The following is a 17,496-nucleotide window of genomic DNA, read 5'->3' on the forward strand; positions in this document are numbered from 1 at the left end:
AAGTTCGCTGTTTTTGTGCTATTTTATGGTATAATGTAGAATACATATGGTAAATTGTAAAATTCGCTATATATTGGCATACCTTTTTGTGCTATAGTTAAACAAACGATATTATCACTTTTTACATCAGGAGGAATTTTATGAACATTTTCAGCAGTGACGGCTGGTTTTCCAGATTTTTTGGAACGCTCGGCGATATTATAATAGTGAACATTCTATTTATATTGTGTAGTATTCCCATAGTCACCATGGGAGCTTCCATGAGCGCAATGTATTTCACTCTGTTAAAGAAGCAGAGGACAGGCGAAAATGGAGGTGTAGTGAAATTATTCTTCAAAGGCTTCAAGGATAATTTCAAACAGTCAACGATTTCATGGCTGCTATTCCTTCTTATATCATTTATATTCACTCTGGATTTCAACCTTTTTGGCAAGGGTGGTCCACAGGAGAACAAGCTCATGTACTACACCAGTGTCGTGCTTATGATATTGACATGCTTCATCGCAATTTACCTGTTCCCTGTCATAAGTGCCTTTAAGAACACATTGAAGAACCTTCTCTTGCAGTCCATTTACCTGGCAGCCAAGAACTTCATATTTACAATAGTGATCATGGTTCTCTACACTCTGCCTGCATATGTTCTGCTATCCAGCACTCAGGTATTCATGGTAGGTATATTCGTGTTCATAGTATGTGGCTTTGGCCTTATAGCATATGTATCATCATTCATGTTTTTGAAGGCATTCACCCCATATCTGGATGAGGTCACAAAGAAGTACACGGACGACGATCCTGCTTCATGGATGCACAGCGATGACCAGACATCTGAATCAGATGAGGATAATCCTGAATCCACAAAGGTGACCAAGAAGCTTATCGTTGACAATTCATATCATGGCAGACAGTAGTTTTTACCGTATATCGTAAATACAGCAAAGGCGGATGTGCGACAAATCGCACACCCGCCTTTTGCTTAATTCAAATTTTTTGATTCAATTATATCTTACAGCTTCGAAGCCTCATGTCCAAACTTGGCATCATTCGTCTCAAGCTCAACCTCAAGATTCCTGAATGACTTAGGACTCATTCCAAACTTCTGCTTGAATGCTTTGGAGAAAGAAAGAGAATCCTCATAACCACACTGATATGCGATTATATTGATCTGTTCCTTTGATGACCGGAGAAGACTTGCAGCTTTCTCCAATCTGAAGTTGATAAGATACTCCTGAGGAGATACACCCATCTCCTTCTTGAAGCTTCCTGTCAGATGACTTCTGCTGATTCCTATGAAATCCGCAATGTCATCGATCTTGATCTTGTTCATGTACTTCTCTGTTATGAAGTCGACAGCAGCCTTTACATATATCTTACTTGGATACTCAATGTTATCAGATTCCTGCGCATCGGAGGCATTATCCTCCATAATGGTTGCGAAGAGAAGCATCAGTGCACTCATTCTCTTCACCTCGTTTATACGTGTGATCTGGTAATATTCGAGCATCTTGTTGATACATTCTGCACACGTATCCATCTGCTCTATCTTGATGATAGGTGAGCCCTTTACATACCCCATCGCCTCAATAAAATCTTCAGCTCTGTAGCCATGAAATCCAACCCACATGTAGCTCCATGGATCATCATCGTCAGCCCTGTAAGTAGTCTCCTCACCAGGTCTGATGATAAACGCCTGTCCAGGTCCCAGTTCATAAGTCTTCCCCGCAATTGTAAATGTACCCTTGCCCTTCTTTACCATATGGATAACATATGATTCTCTGACGTATGGACCAAACTTCCAGCCTTTTATACAATCCTCTCTGCCACAATAGTCCAGACTGATTGCGGTACCCCACATATAGGAGTTCGACAACTGTAGATCTTCCAGACAAGCAAAACCAACACTGTCAGTTAAACCAACCTTTCTTACCATAACCCGTCCTTTCCTTTACCATATCTTTGCCACCCTTTTATATAAGTTAACACCAAAAACACCTTTATATTTTAACAAAAGCAGACAAACCTGTCAATTTTCAGATCTGTCTGCTTCCCGTAAAATATTTATAAATTATGTCTTACCAGTGACGGTAACCAAATACTGTTGCAGCGTTCTTGAAGTAGCTGAGTACCTGCTCTGCACATGTTGCGCTGTCACTGAATATCTTTTCTGCGATGTTATCTATAACAGTGATGAGGAATACTGAGATAACTATAGCAGCGATAACTGCAAATATCTTTGAGTTGTCATTTGTCTCAAGGTTATCGAATAACGCATGAGCTGCGATCACGATTCCGCAAAGGCTTATTCCGAGGAAGAGTATGTATCCAAAGCCTCCGATGATTCCGCTGAGGAAATCAACCTTGTGGAAGAGTGCTGAGATGATCTCAAATATGATTCCTGCAACCATTGCTATTGCCTCATAAAGTGCAAATACACCAACGGCGTTAAGTGCTTTTCCAAATGTGATTCCACCCTTGAATATAATTCCTCCGGCGATAAATACCGCTGCTGTCATGATGACTGCTGCGATTATAGTGAAGAAGAACATGTAGAATCCCTTTGCTATTGAATCGCCAAAGTCAAATCCCATTATGAGGAATCCGACAGTTACAAATATAAGTGAGAGGATGGCATTTACTCCTGCAAGTATTCCGCCAGGAACCATGTTGTCACTCTGAACCATCTCACCCGCTGTATCTGCAGGGCTCTTGAAAAGACCTATCACATTCTTGAGAAGATCATTTATCATATTGCCCACTGCTGATGGCTTCTTCGGCTGTGGCTGTGCATAGCCCTGCTGGCCGTACATCTGCTGGTTCATCTGTGGCTGGCCGTAGCCCTGCTGACCATACATCTGCTGGTTCATCTGCTGACCGTAGCCCTGCTGATTGTATGCTCCCTGGTTCATCTGCTGGCCATAACCCTGCTGATTATACATCTGCTGGTTCATCTGCTGACCGTAGCCCTGCTGGTTGTATGCACCCTGCTGGTTCATCTGCTGGCCGTAACCCTGCTGATTGTATGCACCCTGCTGGTTCATCTGCTGGCCATAGCCTTGCTGATTGTACACTCCCTGCTGACTCATCTGCGGCTGGCTGTAAGCCGCTGCCTGCTGATCTGCCTGTGGCTGGCTGTTCTCCGCCGCCTGCTGATTTGTCTGTGCCTGATCTGCCACCTGCTGTTTTCCCTGTGGCTGACCAAACTGCTGATCCTGATTCTCGTTCATTCCTGTTACCTCCAATTCCTTTCCCTGTGTGAAAATATATCAAAAATATGATACCAAATCCCCCTGGTTTTGTCATCATATCATTGCTCTATAAACTTCTGTGCAATATTGAAGGATCTGACTCAATCCTTATAATAGCCATCGAAATAGTTAATCGGGCTGTGACTGTCATACTTTGCATGATACACAAATGTGGCATAATCAACATATTCCGCTTTTTTCTCCTCATTCTGTCCAATATTGTTGGATCTTACAAGAGCAGAAATCACTATGGATACCGTTAAGCATATCCCGCACACGATACCTATTGCAACATACAAAAATACTATCGAACCCATGTCTTATCCTGCCTTTCCTTAACGTATTCTATAGTGCCATAGCTTCTGAATCTGTGAATATCTATCCTTGATCTGTGAAGCTTGTTGATCGCACGCCAGAAGCTCACCAAACTATATATAACTCCAGCCACATACGCGGAAAATACCATAAAAGCTCCACTTGAATCACCCACATCTGCACTTATCCTATACAGATCCGTCATAAGTCCCCCAACAAATACAGATACATATGTACACAGCACAACCATCACTGTCATAAGTATTGCTATGGATGCCCCAACCTTAAATCTGTTGGATGGGACATTTCCCACGACCTTGCCGGTCTGCCCATTCACCGCCACGGTATAGAGTATTCCCTGATAACGAAAAGTCATGAACCACGCTGGCAGCAATGCATACTCAATATCCGTCATCTTTATATCCGTTTTTTCCTCAGTAACCCGTGCGTTTTTCGGAACATCACTCATCATCTCTTCCTTCACCGCATCATTGCTCTTTCTCTTTGCAACGGCTGCGATCTCGGCAGCTGGTACATCGTACCTGTCCGTGTAAAATCCGGACAGATATTCTGGAGAAAACGTCAAAGCCTTGTCGAAATCATAAGGTTCCAGCCTTCCCGAAATGTGATCATTCAATCTTCTTGTTGCATCCCCAGGTACCCTTGGAACTGTACACTCACAATCTCTCATACAATTGTGTGTGATAGTTCTGTCTGCAGCTTTCTGTGCAACTACTGCTATAGAACCAAAGCATTTTTCATAATTACTAACGCGCTCGCCTTTTTCATTCTCCTGAAATACATACTTGAGCTTTTTTCTAACATGATAAGACGCCAGCCAATATGGTATATATATTCCTCGTATCTTATCAATCTCAAATTTCTTTATCTCATCCGGAACAAACCACCCCTTACAGAACCTGTCACGTATAAGCTGTTCTGCTCTCTTCTGAGAAATTCCAAATGGAATAATAAGATCCGGCTCCAGTTCATCCTTAACTCTGTCAACCAATATCATCGGCTGCCCACAATACGCACAGAAACTGGAAGTTTCCGTGGATTTCACCATAAGTCTTGCACCACAGGATGTACATTCATATAGATTCATATCCATATACCTTGGTGATTCATCATCCTTTCCAATATTGATCTCATCCAATGTGTATATCGTATCCGTGGCATCAGTTATGTATCTTTTTATTCTGGCAATCTTCTGAATTGCCTTATAGCTTCTCTTATCTACAAGCTCTCCATCCTCATTCCTGGTCATGGCAGAGTTTTCTTCTCCTATGCCTCTGCTGATCACCGAATCACACTGCGTACACTGCAGCTGCCTCGTCTTAGGATTCAGTACCACAACACCGCCGCAGGATGGACATTTTACTGTAAGATTCATTGCATGTTACCCCCATGTCTACCAAACATAAGCCCCATTTGACTAAAACAGTATCATCTAAATTATAAGCTATCAAGTAGTCAAATTACAACTATATGTACCTGTAACGGATGTAAATATTACATAAAACGTCTTATCATCCAAATAAAGCTGTATCATAACCATTCCATCACAATACAGCTTCATAATGTTATCAATTTATCTTATTCACGTCGTCTTTATTGGTGTCGGAAATTATATAATGTGGTCTTCCCTTGGTCTCCATATATGTCTTGGCGATATATTTACCCATTATTCCTATGCACAGGAACTGGAGTCCTGATACAAACAGTATGATGCACACAAGTGACGGCCATCCCGCAACAGGGTCTCCCCACACCAGCTTTCTTATGAAGAAGAAAAGCATCATGACAAATGCGACAAATGTACAAAATATTCCAAATCCTGAAGCTATACTCATCGGCGCCTCGGAGAAGTTGATTATTCCGTCCAGTGCGTATTTGAAAAGCTTCCAGAAGTTCCACTTCGTCTCGCCCGCAACTCTCTCCACATTCTCGTATTCCAGCCATTTTGTCCTGAACCCGATCCAGCCAAATATTCCCTTGGAGAATCTGTTGTACTCGCACATCGACACGATGGCATCCTTCATCTCTGCCTTCATAAGCCTGAAATCCCTGGCGCCATCCACGACATCGGCGTCGGATATCTTGTTGATGATCTTGTAGAACATCCGCGCAAACCAAGATCTTATCGGCGGCTCGCCCTTTCTGGTGACTCTTCTGGTCGCCACACTGTCATATTCTCCCTGCTCAAGTATACCGAGCATCTCCGGGAGCAGACTCGGCGGATCCTGCATGTCGGCATCCATCACCGCCACGTAATCCCCATCTGCATTGCAGAAGCCCGCATACATTGCAGCCTCCTTACCAAAGTTTCTGGAAAATGACAAATACTTGAAATAATCGTATTCCTCTGAGATCTTTTTCATGGTCTCAAGAGTCTTATCCGACGAACCATCATTAACCATAAGAACCTCAAAATCATACTGCCTGAGTTCCTGTCTCACCTTGTCCAGCTCCCCTGCAAATATCGGAAGAGCCTGCTCTTCGTTATAGCATGGAATTATCAAGCTAACTTTTTTCATTTTGTTTCACCTGCTTTAAATTTATAAATTCGTATTCCTGAAAATCTGTATTCTATAGATTTCTTTGTATACTTTGTTATCTCTGCTATTTTCTCAGTCATCTTGTGTATCTTTTTCTTTTCAAATTTTGGATCATTGATGACCGCCACATATATCTCATCGCCACAGTCCTCCACCAGGTCTGCGATGCTGTCTATATCATCCTCATACACATACCTGCATCTTCCCATCTGGGAAAATACGTTCATTCCCGCGTACACGTTGTTCCATTTGCCATCTCCGTGACACAGTATGATACAGTCCTGTCCCTTCATCTCCTCCAAGGCTGTGCTCCAGTCGCTGTAGCCCCTGTACTGCCAGTCTACACCCTTTACAGCTATACTGCCTGCACATAATGCAAGGCATATGACAGCGGTTACAACTGCACATCTCTTCCTGGTTATTACTGGAACCAGCTTCATCATACACCATATCATAAACACAGCCACTATAGGAAGTGCCGAGTAGATATATCTTGCATTTACAAGCTCGGACCCCTGTATTCCCACAAATGCAAGAACGGCGTCGGCCACGATAACCCCCGCCAATAACAGTGAGCGTGACTCTATACTTCCTGCTCTGTCCGCATCTATATCTCTCCTGTGTGTACATACTCTGTAGGATAATCCATCATTTTTCCTGACCAAGGATATCCTTATATCCACAAATGAAAGCACTATCCTTGCCACGATGAGCACCAGTGCCACAAGCACGATCAGCGGAAGCAGTCCTGCAAAATACGACCTGTTTATATAACTGATATAATATAAGAATTTGTGACCGGAAAGTCCTATCAGATTATCGGTAGCATAGCTTCCCCTGTAACCAAATATGTGCTTTATCGTTGCGGGAAATACCGCTATTGCCGCACCAAGTCCAGCAACAAGACTAAAGCCATACGCAAACATCTGCTTTACCTTTCGCATATACAGCAGGTATATACATACACACAATCCAAGTCCGGCAACATAGAAGTAGAAATAATAGTGTGTGAGTCCGCCGAACATGACCGCCAGTGCCAGCAATATAAAATACGGCACGGTCATCTTCTTTTTATGTCTCAGTATATATACATGAACCGCCGTCAGCAGCAATACATTCAAGGTCTGAAGAAGATACATCCGTATGAGCATACAGTTGCTTATGCCCACCGATGATACGCCCCACAGAGCTGCCGCCATCAGTCCATACCATCTGTTTCCAAGCAGATATGCCGCCACATACAACAGAAGAATATCCACAAATATCAGGAGTATGAGGTTGAGCACTATTCCCGGAACTGCACTGTATCCCGCTCCTTTGAAAAAGTAGCACACCGTATGCAGCAGCATATAATATACCGGCGGGTGGACATCATTTTCCTGATTTCTGTATGCCGCACTGTAGTTGAATGAATCATCGTTATAATTCATATAGTTCTCAAAATATGACCCCGTCACCCACTCATCGAGTGGCGTGTTGTCCTCTCCCGGATGGAGGAAAGTCTTGTCCGTGGAGTTTGCAAGGCCATAGCTGTACACCTCATCACAAAACAGATACTGTCTCTTAAGCCCGTAGTGGATGCACAGTCCATACTGCAATAACACCAGCACTATGCATGCGATCCAGAAATACCGATTTGTCCTGATTTCTTTATTTTTCTTTACACTCTCTGTCATAATCTATTCTCCCACTGTCTTTGCCCATATAATAAGAGCAGTTTACCTCCTTTGTATACTTAATTTATTTTAAAATAAAAAACGGACTGCTACATTGTGACCGTATATTATACGTCACTGTAACAATCCGTTTGTTTATGATTATTTTTCTTTATTACTTTTCAAGTATATCGTAGATAAGATCCATGACCTTGTCACCAAATGCTGCTGACTCCTTCTGTGCCTCATCGTATGATGAACCCTTGATTCCGTAGTAGAACTTGATCTTTGGCTCAGTTCCTGAAGGTCTTACTGCAAGCCATGCATCGTTCTCAAGCTCATAGTAGAGTACATTTGCATTAGGGAAACCGGTAGGCTTAACCTCGCCTGTCTCGATGTTTCTTATATACTCAAGACGGTAGTCACGAACTACCTTTGTCTTGTAGCCTGCAACATCCTCAGGTACATTTGCACGGAGGATATTCATGATGTGTCCGATCTTCTTTGATCCCTCAACACCCTTGAGTGTTACGGTCTTGATATCATCTACATAATATCCGTACTTCTCGTACATATCCATCATCGCATCCCAGAGAGTCTTACCCTGACCTCTGTAGTAAGCTGCTGCCTCACAGAGAGCCATAGTTGCAACAACCGCATCCTTGTCTCTTGCATGTGTTCCGATCAGGCATCCGTAGCTCTCCTCAAATCCGAAGAGGTATGTTCCCTTGCCTGTCTGCTCAAATCTGAGGATCTCGCGTCCGATGTTCTTGAAACCTGTGAAACACTCGATGAGATCTGTTCCATAATACTTTGCTATAGCATCTACCATGTTGGTAGTAACGATAGTCTTGATGATTGCTCCGTCTGCTGGAAGGCTGCCATTCTTCTCCTTCATCTGGCTTACCTCATACTCGCAGAGTAAGCTTCCTGACATGTTACCTGTGAATACCTTGTACTCACCTGTCTTGGAATCCTTGGCGTAGCATCCGAGTCTGTCGGCATCAGGGTCTGTTGCCAGAACGAGATCTGCATCGACCTCCTTTGCCAGCTTGAGTGCCAGTGCAAATGCTTCCTTTGCCTCTGGGTTTGGATACTCAACAGTTGGGAACTCTCCATCCGGAAGCTCCTGCTCTGGTACCACATATACATTCTCGAAACCGATCTCCTTAAGAATCCTTCTTACAGGGATGTTGCCTGTTCCGTGAAGTGGTGTGTACACTATCTTGAGATCCTTGCCATACTTGTCAATTGCATCCTGATTGAGGATGAGCTTCTTGAGCTCGCCCATGTATGCGTCATCAACCTCTGAACCTATAGTTACAAGAAGCCCCTTCTTCTTTGCCTCTACCATGTCCATGGTCTTTGTATCTGCGAAATCTGTGATGGCCTTTACCTCGGCCATGATTCCCTGGTCATGAGGTGGTGTGATCTGTGCGCCATCCTCCCAGTATACCTTATATCCATTGTACTCTGGTGGGTTGTGTGATGCTGTTACATTGATACCAGCTACACAGTCCAGATATCTCACTGCAAATGAAAGCTCAGGTGTCGGTCTAAGTGACTCGAATCTGTAAGCCTTTATGCCATTTGCTGCCAGGCAGAGAGCTGCCTCCATAGAGAACTCAGGTGACATTCTTCTTGAATCATAAGCTATTGCCACACCTTTGTCCTGCTTGCCCGCCTTGATGATGTAGTTTGCAAGTCCCTGTGTAGCCTTGCGCACTACATATATGTTCATTCTGTTAGTACCAGCTCCGATGATGCCTCGAAGTCCGGCTGTTCCAAATACAAGATCACAATAGAATCTTTCTTCTATCTCTTTCTCGTCGTCCTTGATCGCTAAGAGCTCATCCTTGGTTTCCTGACCAAACAAAGGATTGTTCACCCACTGCTCATACACGTCCTTGTAATTATAATCGCTCATCATTTTGCCTCCTGTGAAATCTATTGCTTTATGTTACCCATAGAGCATCCTACAAATGGAAAACACACACACGAAAAAACCATCTGTAAAATACATCACAATTCAGTATCACGTGTCTAACTCAATTATTATCCACGCCCCAACATTATACTCTTAATTTGTCAGCTTGTGAAGTCCATAGGTATCGTTAATTTCACTCAAAATTTTGAGCTTTTCTTGGTCATCTTCGATAACTTTTTGGAGTTTTTCCATCAAAACCGGGGATATGTAGCTCTTTCTGGTGTTCATATACCGGTTACTTATCTTCCAGAACTTCTCCGGGAAACTGTACATAAGATATATGAATTCATAATCCTCATGTTCAAGATAATTGATCTGACTGTACGCACTCAGAATGTCCTTCGCCATGGTGATATCATACCTGTTCTTCTCCATGGCTTTGCGGAGAAACTGGTACAGATCCATGAGCTGGTATCCCACATGGAACCGGTCAAAATTTATGGTTGCTATGTATCCATCACAGAACATCACGCTGTGATAATTATACGAGCCGTGACAATAGCCAAGCCATTTGTCGTTGTATGTGAAATTATCCTGAAACAGCGACAGACACTTCTCTGCCTGGCTGTAAAAATAATCAAATGTCTTTATGTACAGCATCTCAAAGTCATTCTTCAGGGTTCTCCTGCTGACAAAATTTCTTATCCTGCGAAGCTCATTTACCTTTCTGTCCAGATTTCCCGGAGTTTTTTTTGTGTATGACGTATTCTCCTCCATGTACAGTTCCCTTCCGGCTCTGTGAAACCACGCCAGATTTATAACTGCTTTCTCAAGATCCCTTATGCTTGATGCATTACACTCCCGCCCTTGGAAATATTCCCTGCACACAAATGGATTTCCATACCTGTCGCAGGTCACCAGCTCGTCTTCTCTGTTGGCCACGACCCGGTCTATATTACAGAAGCCCTTTTCATATATCTTATCCTTGAATTCCTTCTCCTGCTGAAGCCTCTCGTCAGTTCCATTCAGGGATGACACCTGTCTGACCCCCTTGTCCGTCATCAGGATCACAGCACCTCTGCCTCTGCCCGTTCCCTGTACTTCCATATCGTATGCTTCATACACTTCACCCATTTTTTCAGCCAAATAAAAACCCCCTCCTACAACTGTCGCTCGGGGGTATCTGTGAAGTGTGTATCTATCTGGCTTACCTAATCATGAGCGCTCTCGCTCGATGAATCCTGCAACGGCACTAGCACTCGCTCCGCATCGCTGAGTGCCGGCGGATTCATATGTCATGATTATGGTAATGTCAGATAAGATACACACATCCACTTCACAGATAAACCCTCGCTCACTTTATAGCAATAATAACCTGCTAAATTATTGTATGAGGGGCTGTTAAGTTTCATTCTTAAGTTGTAACTTTTTATTTGTCTGTTTTACGACGGGTATCGCTGATGCCTACATCTGCTTTACCTGATCCAGCAGATATTCCCTGTCGTTCTTCTCCGGGTCTTCTATAACCATATCCAGCAGTTTCTGAAGTATCTCGCCCATCTGAGGTCCCGGCTTTATTCCCAGCTTTATGAGGTCTCCGCCATTTACCTTGAGGTCCTTGATCCTGACGCAGTCAGCATCTGCCACGATCTCTTCATATTTCTTCTCAAGCTCCGCAAGCTGGCTCTGTCTCTCCTCCAGCTTGTAATCACTCTGGGCAGCCATATCGGCTTTCTTGATCTCGATTATATATGGGAAGAAATCCTTTCCAACCTCTCCGAGAAGCTTCCTGATGATATTCTTCTTCGGAACGCAGCCCATGCCAAAGTCATGCCATCTCACCAGCTTGCACACGTCCTTGATGGTATTGTTGTCAAACTTCAGTCTTCTGAGAACCGCCTCCGCCAGTGGAACTCCTGCGATCTGGTGGTCGTAAAAGTGATCTGTTCCATTCTCGTCCACAGTGTGTGTGGATGGCTTGCCTATATCGTGGAGAAGTGCCGCCCATCTCATGGTTACATCAGCTCTTATATTCTTAACCGCCTCAATGGAGTGTACACCCACATTGTATCTGTGATACTGGTTGTTCTGTGGCTGCTCCATCATCTTGTCAAATTCAGGAAGGATATATGCAGTGATCCCTGTAACATAGGCCTCGAGCAGCTTGTCCGGATGATCTGATACAAGGAGCTTTGTGAGCTCCACCCTGATCCTCTCCGCACTTATATCCTTGAGGTACTGTGCCTGGATGATCATGGCCTTTCGGGTATCCCTCTCTATGTCAAATCCAAGCTGTCCCGCAAATCTTATGGCTCTGAGTATCCTAAGTGCATCCTCATCGAATCTGTCCCTTGCCACACCGACAGCTCTTATAACCTTGTCATTCAGATCCTGCACACCGCCAAACATATCTATTATGCCCTTGCTGTGGCTGTACGCCATGGCATTTATGGTGAAGTCTCTTCTCTTCAGATCCTCCTCAAGGCTGGCTGTGAACTCCACCTGATCCGGTCTCCTGTGATCACTGTACTCTCCATCTATCCTATACGTCGTGACCTCATAGCCTTCCTTGCCCATCATGACTGTTACGGTTCCATGCTCTATTCCTGTATCTACGGTTCGCCTGAATATCTCCTTGACCTGCTCAGGTCTGGCAGATGTGGTGATATCCCAGTCCCCCGGCTCTCTTCCGAGTATGCTGTCTCTCACGCAGCCGCCGACTATATAGGCCTCATAGCCTGCTGCCTCAAGACCCTCTATAACTTTATTTGCTCCCTCTGGAATGTCTATTCTCATATATCTTCTCTCCGCATCTTTATATCTGTAAAATAATAACTTCTCCAGCAAAATGCTGAAGAAGTTATTATACATGATTATTATCTATATTTTAGTATGCTCTTCCGAAGTATACCATCTTCTTGGCCGGCTTGCCGCAGTGTACACATACATCTGAAAGATGCTCCTGTGCAAATGGCATACATCTTGTGGATGCTCCTGTCTCATCCTTGATAGCCTCCTCACAAGCTGTCTCGCCGCACCACATAGCCTTTACAAAGCCCTGCTCGTTGTCGATGATATTCTTGAACTCATCCCAGTTAAGCGCTGCATGTGTATGTGAATCTCTGTGAGCCTTTGCTCTCTCGAACATATCCTTCTGGATAGTCTCAAGAAGCTCTCCAACCTTTGTATCTATCTCATCAAGTGATACTGTGATCTTCTCTCTTGTGTCACGGCGTACCAGAACTGCCTGATTGGCCTCGATATCCTTTGGTCCGATCTCAACTCTGATAGGAATACCTCTCATCTCCTGCTCTGAGAACTTCCAGCCTGGGCTCTTGTCGCTGTCATCGACCTTTACTCTGAATGCTCCAAGCTTCTCACGGAGCTCTGCTGCCTTCTCAAGCACTCCTGCTTTCTTCTGCATGATAGGAATGATCATGACCTGAGTTGGAGCAACCTTTGGAGGAAGTACAAGACCTGAATTGTCTCCGTGAACCATGATGATGGCTCCGATAAGTCTTGTTGTCATACCCCATGACGTCTGATGAACATACTTGAGCTTGTTGTCCTTGTCTGTAAACTGTATTCCAAATGCCTTGGCAAATCCGTCTCCGAAGTTATGGCTTGTTCCTGACTGGAGCGCCTTGCCATCGTGCATAAGTGCCTCTATTGTGTATGTTGCCTCTGCTCCTGCGAACTTCTCCTTCTCTGTCTTCTGTCCACGGATAACAGGCATAGCCAGTACATCCTCACAGAAGTCTGCATACAGATTCAGCATCTGTATTGTTCTTGCCTCAGCCTCCTCGGCTGTTGCATGTGCAGTGTGTCCCTCCTGCCACAGGAACTCTCTTGAACGAAGGAATGGTCTTGTCTCCTTCTCCCAACGCATAACTGAACACCACTGATTATATACCCTTGGCAGATCACGATATGACTGGATATCATTCTTGTAGAAATCACAGAACAGAGTCTCTGATGTAGGTCTTACACACATACGCTCTGTGAGTGGATTGAGTCCGCCATAAGTAACCCATGCTACCTCAGGTGCAAATCCCTCAACGTGATCCTTCTCCTTCTCAAGAAGGCTCTCTGGAATAAGCATAGGCATGTACACATTCTCCACGCCTGTTGCCTTGAATCTCTCATCAAGCTGCTTCTGTATAAGTTCCCAGATTGCATATCCTGCGGGCTTGATAGCCATACATCCCTTCACGTTGGTATATGCGATAAGTCCTGCCTTGAGGACAACGTCTGTATACCACTGTGCAAAATCTTCATCCATGGAAGTGATAGCTTCAACCATCTTCTTATCGTTTGCCATCTTATTTATCTCCTTAATTCTAAAACATTCTATATCTGCTGCATAGCTGAACTACCTAATGCATACACTCTTTAATCTACAAAATTTCAGGACGTATGTCAACACGAAACATGCCAACATCCGCCCTGTAAATACCATTTTAACTAAAACTCATCCAGATCCAGAATGGCAAATGCTCCGCCCTCTGGCTCATGCTTGAACACCATGTGTTCCCCTGTTGTCGGATGGTCAAATTCCAATCTGGACGCGTGAAGTCCTATCTCTTTATATTTCTTCTTCGTCTTCTGGAACTTAGGGTTGTACTTCGTGTCACCCCATATTCCGCACTTTCTCTTCGCAAACTGAGCCCTGATCTGATGATGTCTTCCAGTTATGAGTTCAACAAGTATATATGACAGAACCCCCTCGTCCGTATCCATGACATCCAGCACCTCATATTCCAGCTCGGAATACTTTGCTCCAGGTGTGTCCTTGTCCACGACCTTTGTCACATTGTCCTTAGTATCGTGAAGAAGATAATCCTTCAAAACTCCCTGGTCATTTGGAAGCTCACCAGTGAGGATCGCCTGATAATACTTCATCATAGAACCATCCTCGCTCTGCTTTGAGAGATTTGCAGCCGCCTCAGGAGTCTTGGCAAATACCATAACTCCGCCTACAGGCCTGTCCAGTCTGTGTATAGGCACAAGATATGGCTCCTCTTTTCTGTTCTCCTTCTCGTATATCCTGAGCTTGAGCATACTCACCATGCTCTCTGAATTGGTCTTGTCTGGCTGAGTTGGCACACCACATGGCTTTACAGCCACGATTATATCATTATCCTCATGTAAAATGTTTAATTTCATTTGTTTTCTCCTCATTCGCCGTCTGGGGCTTATTATGAAAGCCTTACGATTACTTCGCCACTTCGTGGCTCTCGTAATCGCACATTCATTCGCATTCCTGCCTATCGGCATACATGCTCATGAATATCTGCCCATCCGATGAACATGCAGCGTTTCATGCAAGCATGAACGCTGCATGTTCGCCGTCTGGGGCTTTCTTATCACATCCTAAACCTATAGCCCACGCCCCACACAGTCTCTATGTACTGTGGATTCGATGTGTCAAATTCAATCTTCTCTCTGATCTTCTTGATATGAACAGTAACCGTGGCTATATCTCCTATGCTGTCCATATTCCATATCTTGCTGAACAGCTCATCCTTGGAAAATACCTTGTTTGGGTTGCTGGCAAGGAAGCACAGTATATCGAACTCCTTATTCGTAAATACCTTCTCCTCGTTATCAACATACACTCTTCTGTCCGTCTTGTCTATCTTAAGACCTCTGATCTCGATGACGTCATTCTTGAGTGCCGTTGAACCAACAAGTCTCTCGTATCTGGATATGTGCGCCTTGACTCTTGCCACCAGCTCACTTGGACTGAATGGCTTTGTGACATAGTCGTCAACTCCCAGACCAAGACCTCTGATCTTGTCTATATCATTCTTCTTGGCTGTTACCATGATGATCGGAATATCCTTCTTCTCCCTTATCTGTCGGCATATCTCAAATCCATCCACCTCAGGGAGCATGAGATCCAGAAGGATAAGACTGTATTCCTCATCCAATGCCTTCTCAAGACCCTTAAGTCCATTTGTCTCTATCTCTACCTCGAAATCATTGAGCTCCAGATAATCTCTCTCAAGCTCTGCAATACTAAGCTCATCTTCTATGATCAATATCTTACTCATCTGTATCTCTCCTTTTCTTTAGTGAATTTATGATCTGCAATGATCCTTTTCTCTGACCATCCTTTTTCTGATTGTCTTTTCTCTGATCATCTTTTTTCTGTGTATCCTTTTTTACATTTGCCTGCTGTTCACCGCTGGCGTCAGAAGTATCACCCTCGATCTCCTCAACCTTTGGAATATACTTCTTCAGGGTAAATACTATCGTTGTTCCGACACCAAGCTGGCTTGTGGCATATATGTTGCCGCCATGCTCCTCAACGATCTTCTTGCATATAGCAAGTCCAAGACCACTTCCGCCTCTTGACTGTCTTGCGCTGTCAGCTCTGTACATTCTGTCAAATATATGAGGCAGGCTTTCTGAATCTATTCCACGGCCATTGTCGCTTATGGATACCTTAACCTCCGCGTCATTGTCATATATGTTGATATCTATCTGTCCATATTCCTTATCGGTATACTTGATAGCATTTGTAATTATGTTGTTGATGACCCTCTTGAGCTGGTCAGGATCAACTATGACCTTCACATCGTCATCACAATAGTTCTTGTATGTTAGCGTCATGTTCTTGGAAAGGAGCGTCGTATATACCTCCTCCATACAGTCATCAAAATAATCCTTCACCGATACCCTGTGGAACTCATATGGTATGGCGTTGTTGTTGATATTCGTATACAGTGAAAGCTCATTGATGAGGCTGTCCATCTCATTTGCCTTGCTGTATATCATCTTCAGATATCTCTCCTGCTTCTCAGGGGTATCTGCAACTCCATCCATGATTCCCTCCACATAACCCTTGATGGTCGTGATAGGAGTACGGAGATCGTGTGATATATTGCTTATGAGCTGCCTGTTCTCTTCCTCATATCTCATCTTCGCCTTGGTAAAGTCTGACAGTTTCTGTCTCATATCCTCAAATGACTCACAGAGCTCACCAACCTCATCGACTCTGTTATCGCCAAAGTCTATCTTCTCGTCAAGGTTGCCTGAGCCCATACGCTCTGCTGCCTCCTTGAGCTTGACAAGAGGATTCACAAACTGCTGGTATACAAGGAATGCCACGACACCGCTCAGGAGCATCATCATTAGAACCATCAGTATGGAATAACCCATGATGGTTCCCCTGAACTTCGCCATATAATTACCATAGTATGTGAGCATGTAAATATCTACCTGACTTCCATCCAGCACATATGATACCTGGTTGCACAGATAGAATGACGGCTGGGTTATGAGATATTCCTGAACCTTTATATCACTGTTATTTCCGGTATCAATCGAATCACCATCTATCGCATTGATATTCGAACTGTTATCATTTCTCTTTAACTGCTCCTTCAGGCTCTCAGAAAAAGGATCAACGGAACTATATATGTACTCTCCATCCTTCTTCACTGCTATATGAGTATTTAATACCGAGCTCTTTTCATCCAGTGCATCTGCATTATCCTGGGTTGTATAGTATGAAGGATTCTTCTTCACCTTGCTTATAACTTCCTCACGCAATGTGGACAGAGATTTGTACACATCATTGACCGGATCGTCCTCCGAATATAAAAGCTGCAGTGAGTGATTTCGGCCATAAGTTCCAGTGATAAAATATCGCCCTATGATAGCCGTACCTATAACCATGGACAATATCGCTGCTATCCATATAAAAATTATCGCTATCTTAACTTTCTTAGTAATCTTCATTAGTGTTAACTCCCATCTTACTAGCGCTAATTATAGCATTAATCCCT

14 protein-coding genes are annotated in these 17,496 nt (G+C 43.9%); 1 reads left to right on the top strand and 13 read right to left on the bottom strand.

The window, feature by feature from the left end:
- Positions 1-140 precede the first annotated feature (140 nt).
- Entirely contained in the window at positions 141-908 is a 768-nt protein-coding gene (locus tag DXD11_RS04940) for a YesL family protein (RefSeq protein ID WP_022217363.1), read from the top strand.
- A gap of 95 nt (positions 909-1,003) precedes the next feature.
- Here DXD11_RS04940 and DXD11_RS04945 read toward each other — a convergent pair whose 3' ends face one another.
- From DXD11_RS04945 to DXD11_RS05005, 13 genes are all read right to left on the bottom strand, one after another.
- Positions 1,004-1,927, bottom strand: a complete 924-nt coding sequence (locus tag DXD11_RS04945; protein ID WP_118757894.1) for an AraC family transcriptional regulator — start codon at positions 1,925-1,927, stop codon at positions 1,004-1,006.
- Positions 1,928-2,069: 142 nt separating this feature from the next.
- Positions 2,070-3,221: a YIP1 family protein gene (locus tag DXD11_RS04950; protein WP_118757895.1), complete on the bottom strand. Its 1,152-nt coding sequence runs from the start codon at positions 3,219-3,221 to the stop codon at positions 2,070-2,072.
- Between the two features lie 122 nt (positions 3,222-3,343).
- Entirely contained in the window at positions 3,344-3,559 is a 216-nt protein-coding gene (locus DXD11_RS04955) for a hypothetical protein (RefSeq protein ID WP_055222360.1), read from the bottom strand.
- Entirely contained in the window at positions 3,547-4,953 is a 1,407-nt protein-coding gene (locus DXD11_RS04960; RefSeq protein ID WP_118757896.1) for a hypothetical protein, read from the bottom strand. The genes DXD11_RS04955 and DXD11_RS04960 overlap by 13 nt, the downstream gene beginning before the upstream one ends.
- Before the next feature lie 193 nt (positions 4,954-5,146).
- Positions 5,147-6,097 (bottom strand): glycosyltransferase family 2 protein, encoded by a 951-nt coding sequence (locus DXD11_RS04965; protein WP_015534450.1) that lies wholly within the window; start codon positions 6,095-6,097, stop codon positions 5,147-5,149.
- On the bottom strand, positions 6,094-7,794 hold the full coding sequence (locus DXD11_RS04970; RefSeq protein WP_118757897.1) for a hypothetical protein: 1,701 nt from the start codon (positions 7,792-7,794) through the stop codon (positions 6,094-6,096). Before DXD11_RS04970 ends, DXD11_RS04965 begins: the two co-directional genes overlap by 4 nt.
- Before the next feature lie 154 nt (positions 7,795-7,948).
- Positions 7,949-9,700, bottom strand: a complete 1,752-nt coding sequence (locus DXD11_RS04975; protein ID WP_118757898.1) for a phospho-sugar mutase — start codon at positions 9,698-9,700, stop codon at positions 7,949-7,951.
- 153 nt (positions 9,701-9,853) lie between these two features.
- The gene (locus tag DXD11_RS04980; protein WP_243105811.1) at positions 9,854-10,846 is read right to left on the bottom strand and encodes a hypothetical protein; all 993 of its coding nucleotides are present in this window, start codon (positions 10,844-10,846) and stop codon (positions 9,854-9,856) included.
- Positions 10,847-11,164: 318 nt separating this feature from the next.
- Entirely contained in the window at positions 11,165-12,496 is a 1,332-nt protein-coding gene (locus tag DXD11_RS04985) for a CCA tRNA nucleotidyltransferase (protein ID WP_118757900.1), read from the bottom strand.
- Between the two features lie 91 nt (positions 12,497-12,587).
- Positions 12,588-14,021, bottom strand: coding sequence for a proline--tRNA ligase (proS, locus tag DXD11_RS04990; protein WP_022217371.1), 1,434 nt, complete (start codon positions 14,019-14,021; stop codon positions 12,588-12,590).
- 143 nt (positions 14,022-14,164) lie between these two features.
- Complete coding sequence (locus DXD11_RS04995; RefSeq protein WP_022217372.1) at positions 14,165-14,866, bottom strand: RluA family pseudouridine synthase; 702 nt, start codon at positions 14,864-14,866, stop codon at positions 14,165-14,167.
- Between the two features lie 200 nt (positions 14,867-15,066).
- Complete coding sequence (locus DXD11_RS05000; RefSeq protein WP_022217373.1) at positions 15,067-15,756, bottom strand: response regulator transcription factor; 690 nt, start codon at positions 15,754-15,756, stop codon at positions 15,067-15,069.
- Positions 15,749-17,449 carry a sensor histidine kinase gene (locus DXD11_RS05005; RefSeq protein WP_117549946.1) on the bottom strand — a complete coding sequence of 567 codons (1,701 nt, stop codon included), beginning with the start codon at positions 17,447-17,449 and terminating at the stop codon, positions 15,749-15,751. Before DXD11_RS05005 ends, DXD11_RS05000 begins: the two co-directional genes overlap by 8 nt.
- Positions 17,450-17,496: the final 47 nt, after the last annotated feature.

The organism is Coprococcus sp. TF11-13 (assembly GCF_003481085.1).
GTDB lineage: Bacteria > Bacillota > Clostridia > Lachnospirales > Lachnospiraceae > Coprococcus > Coprococcus aceti.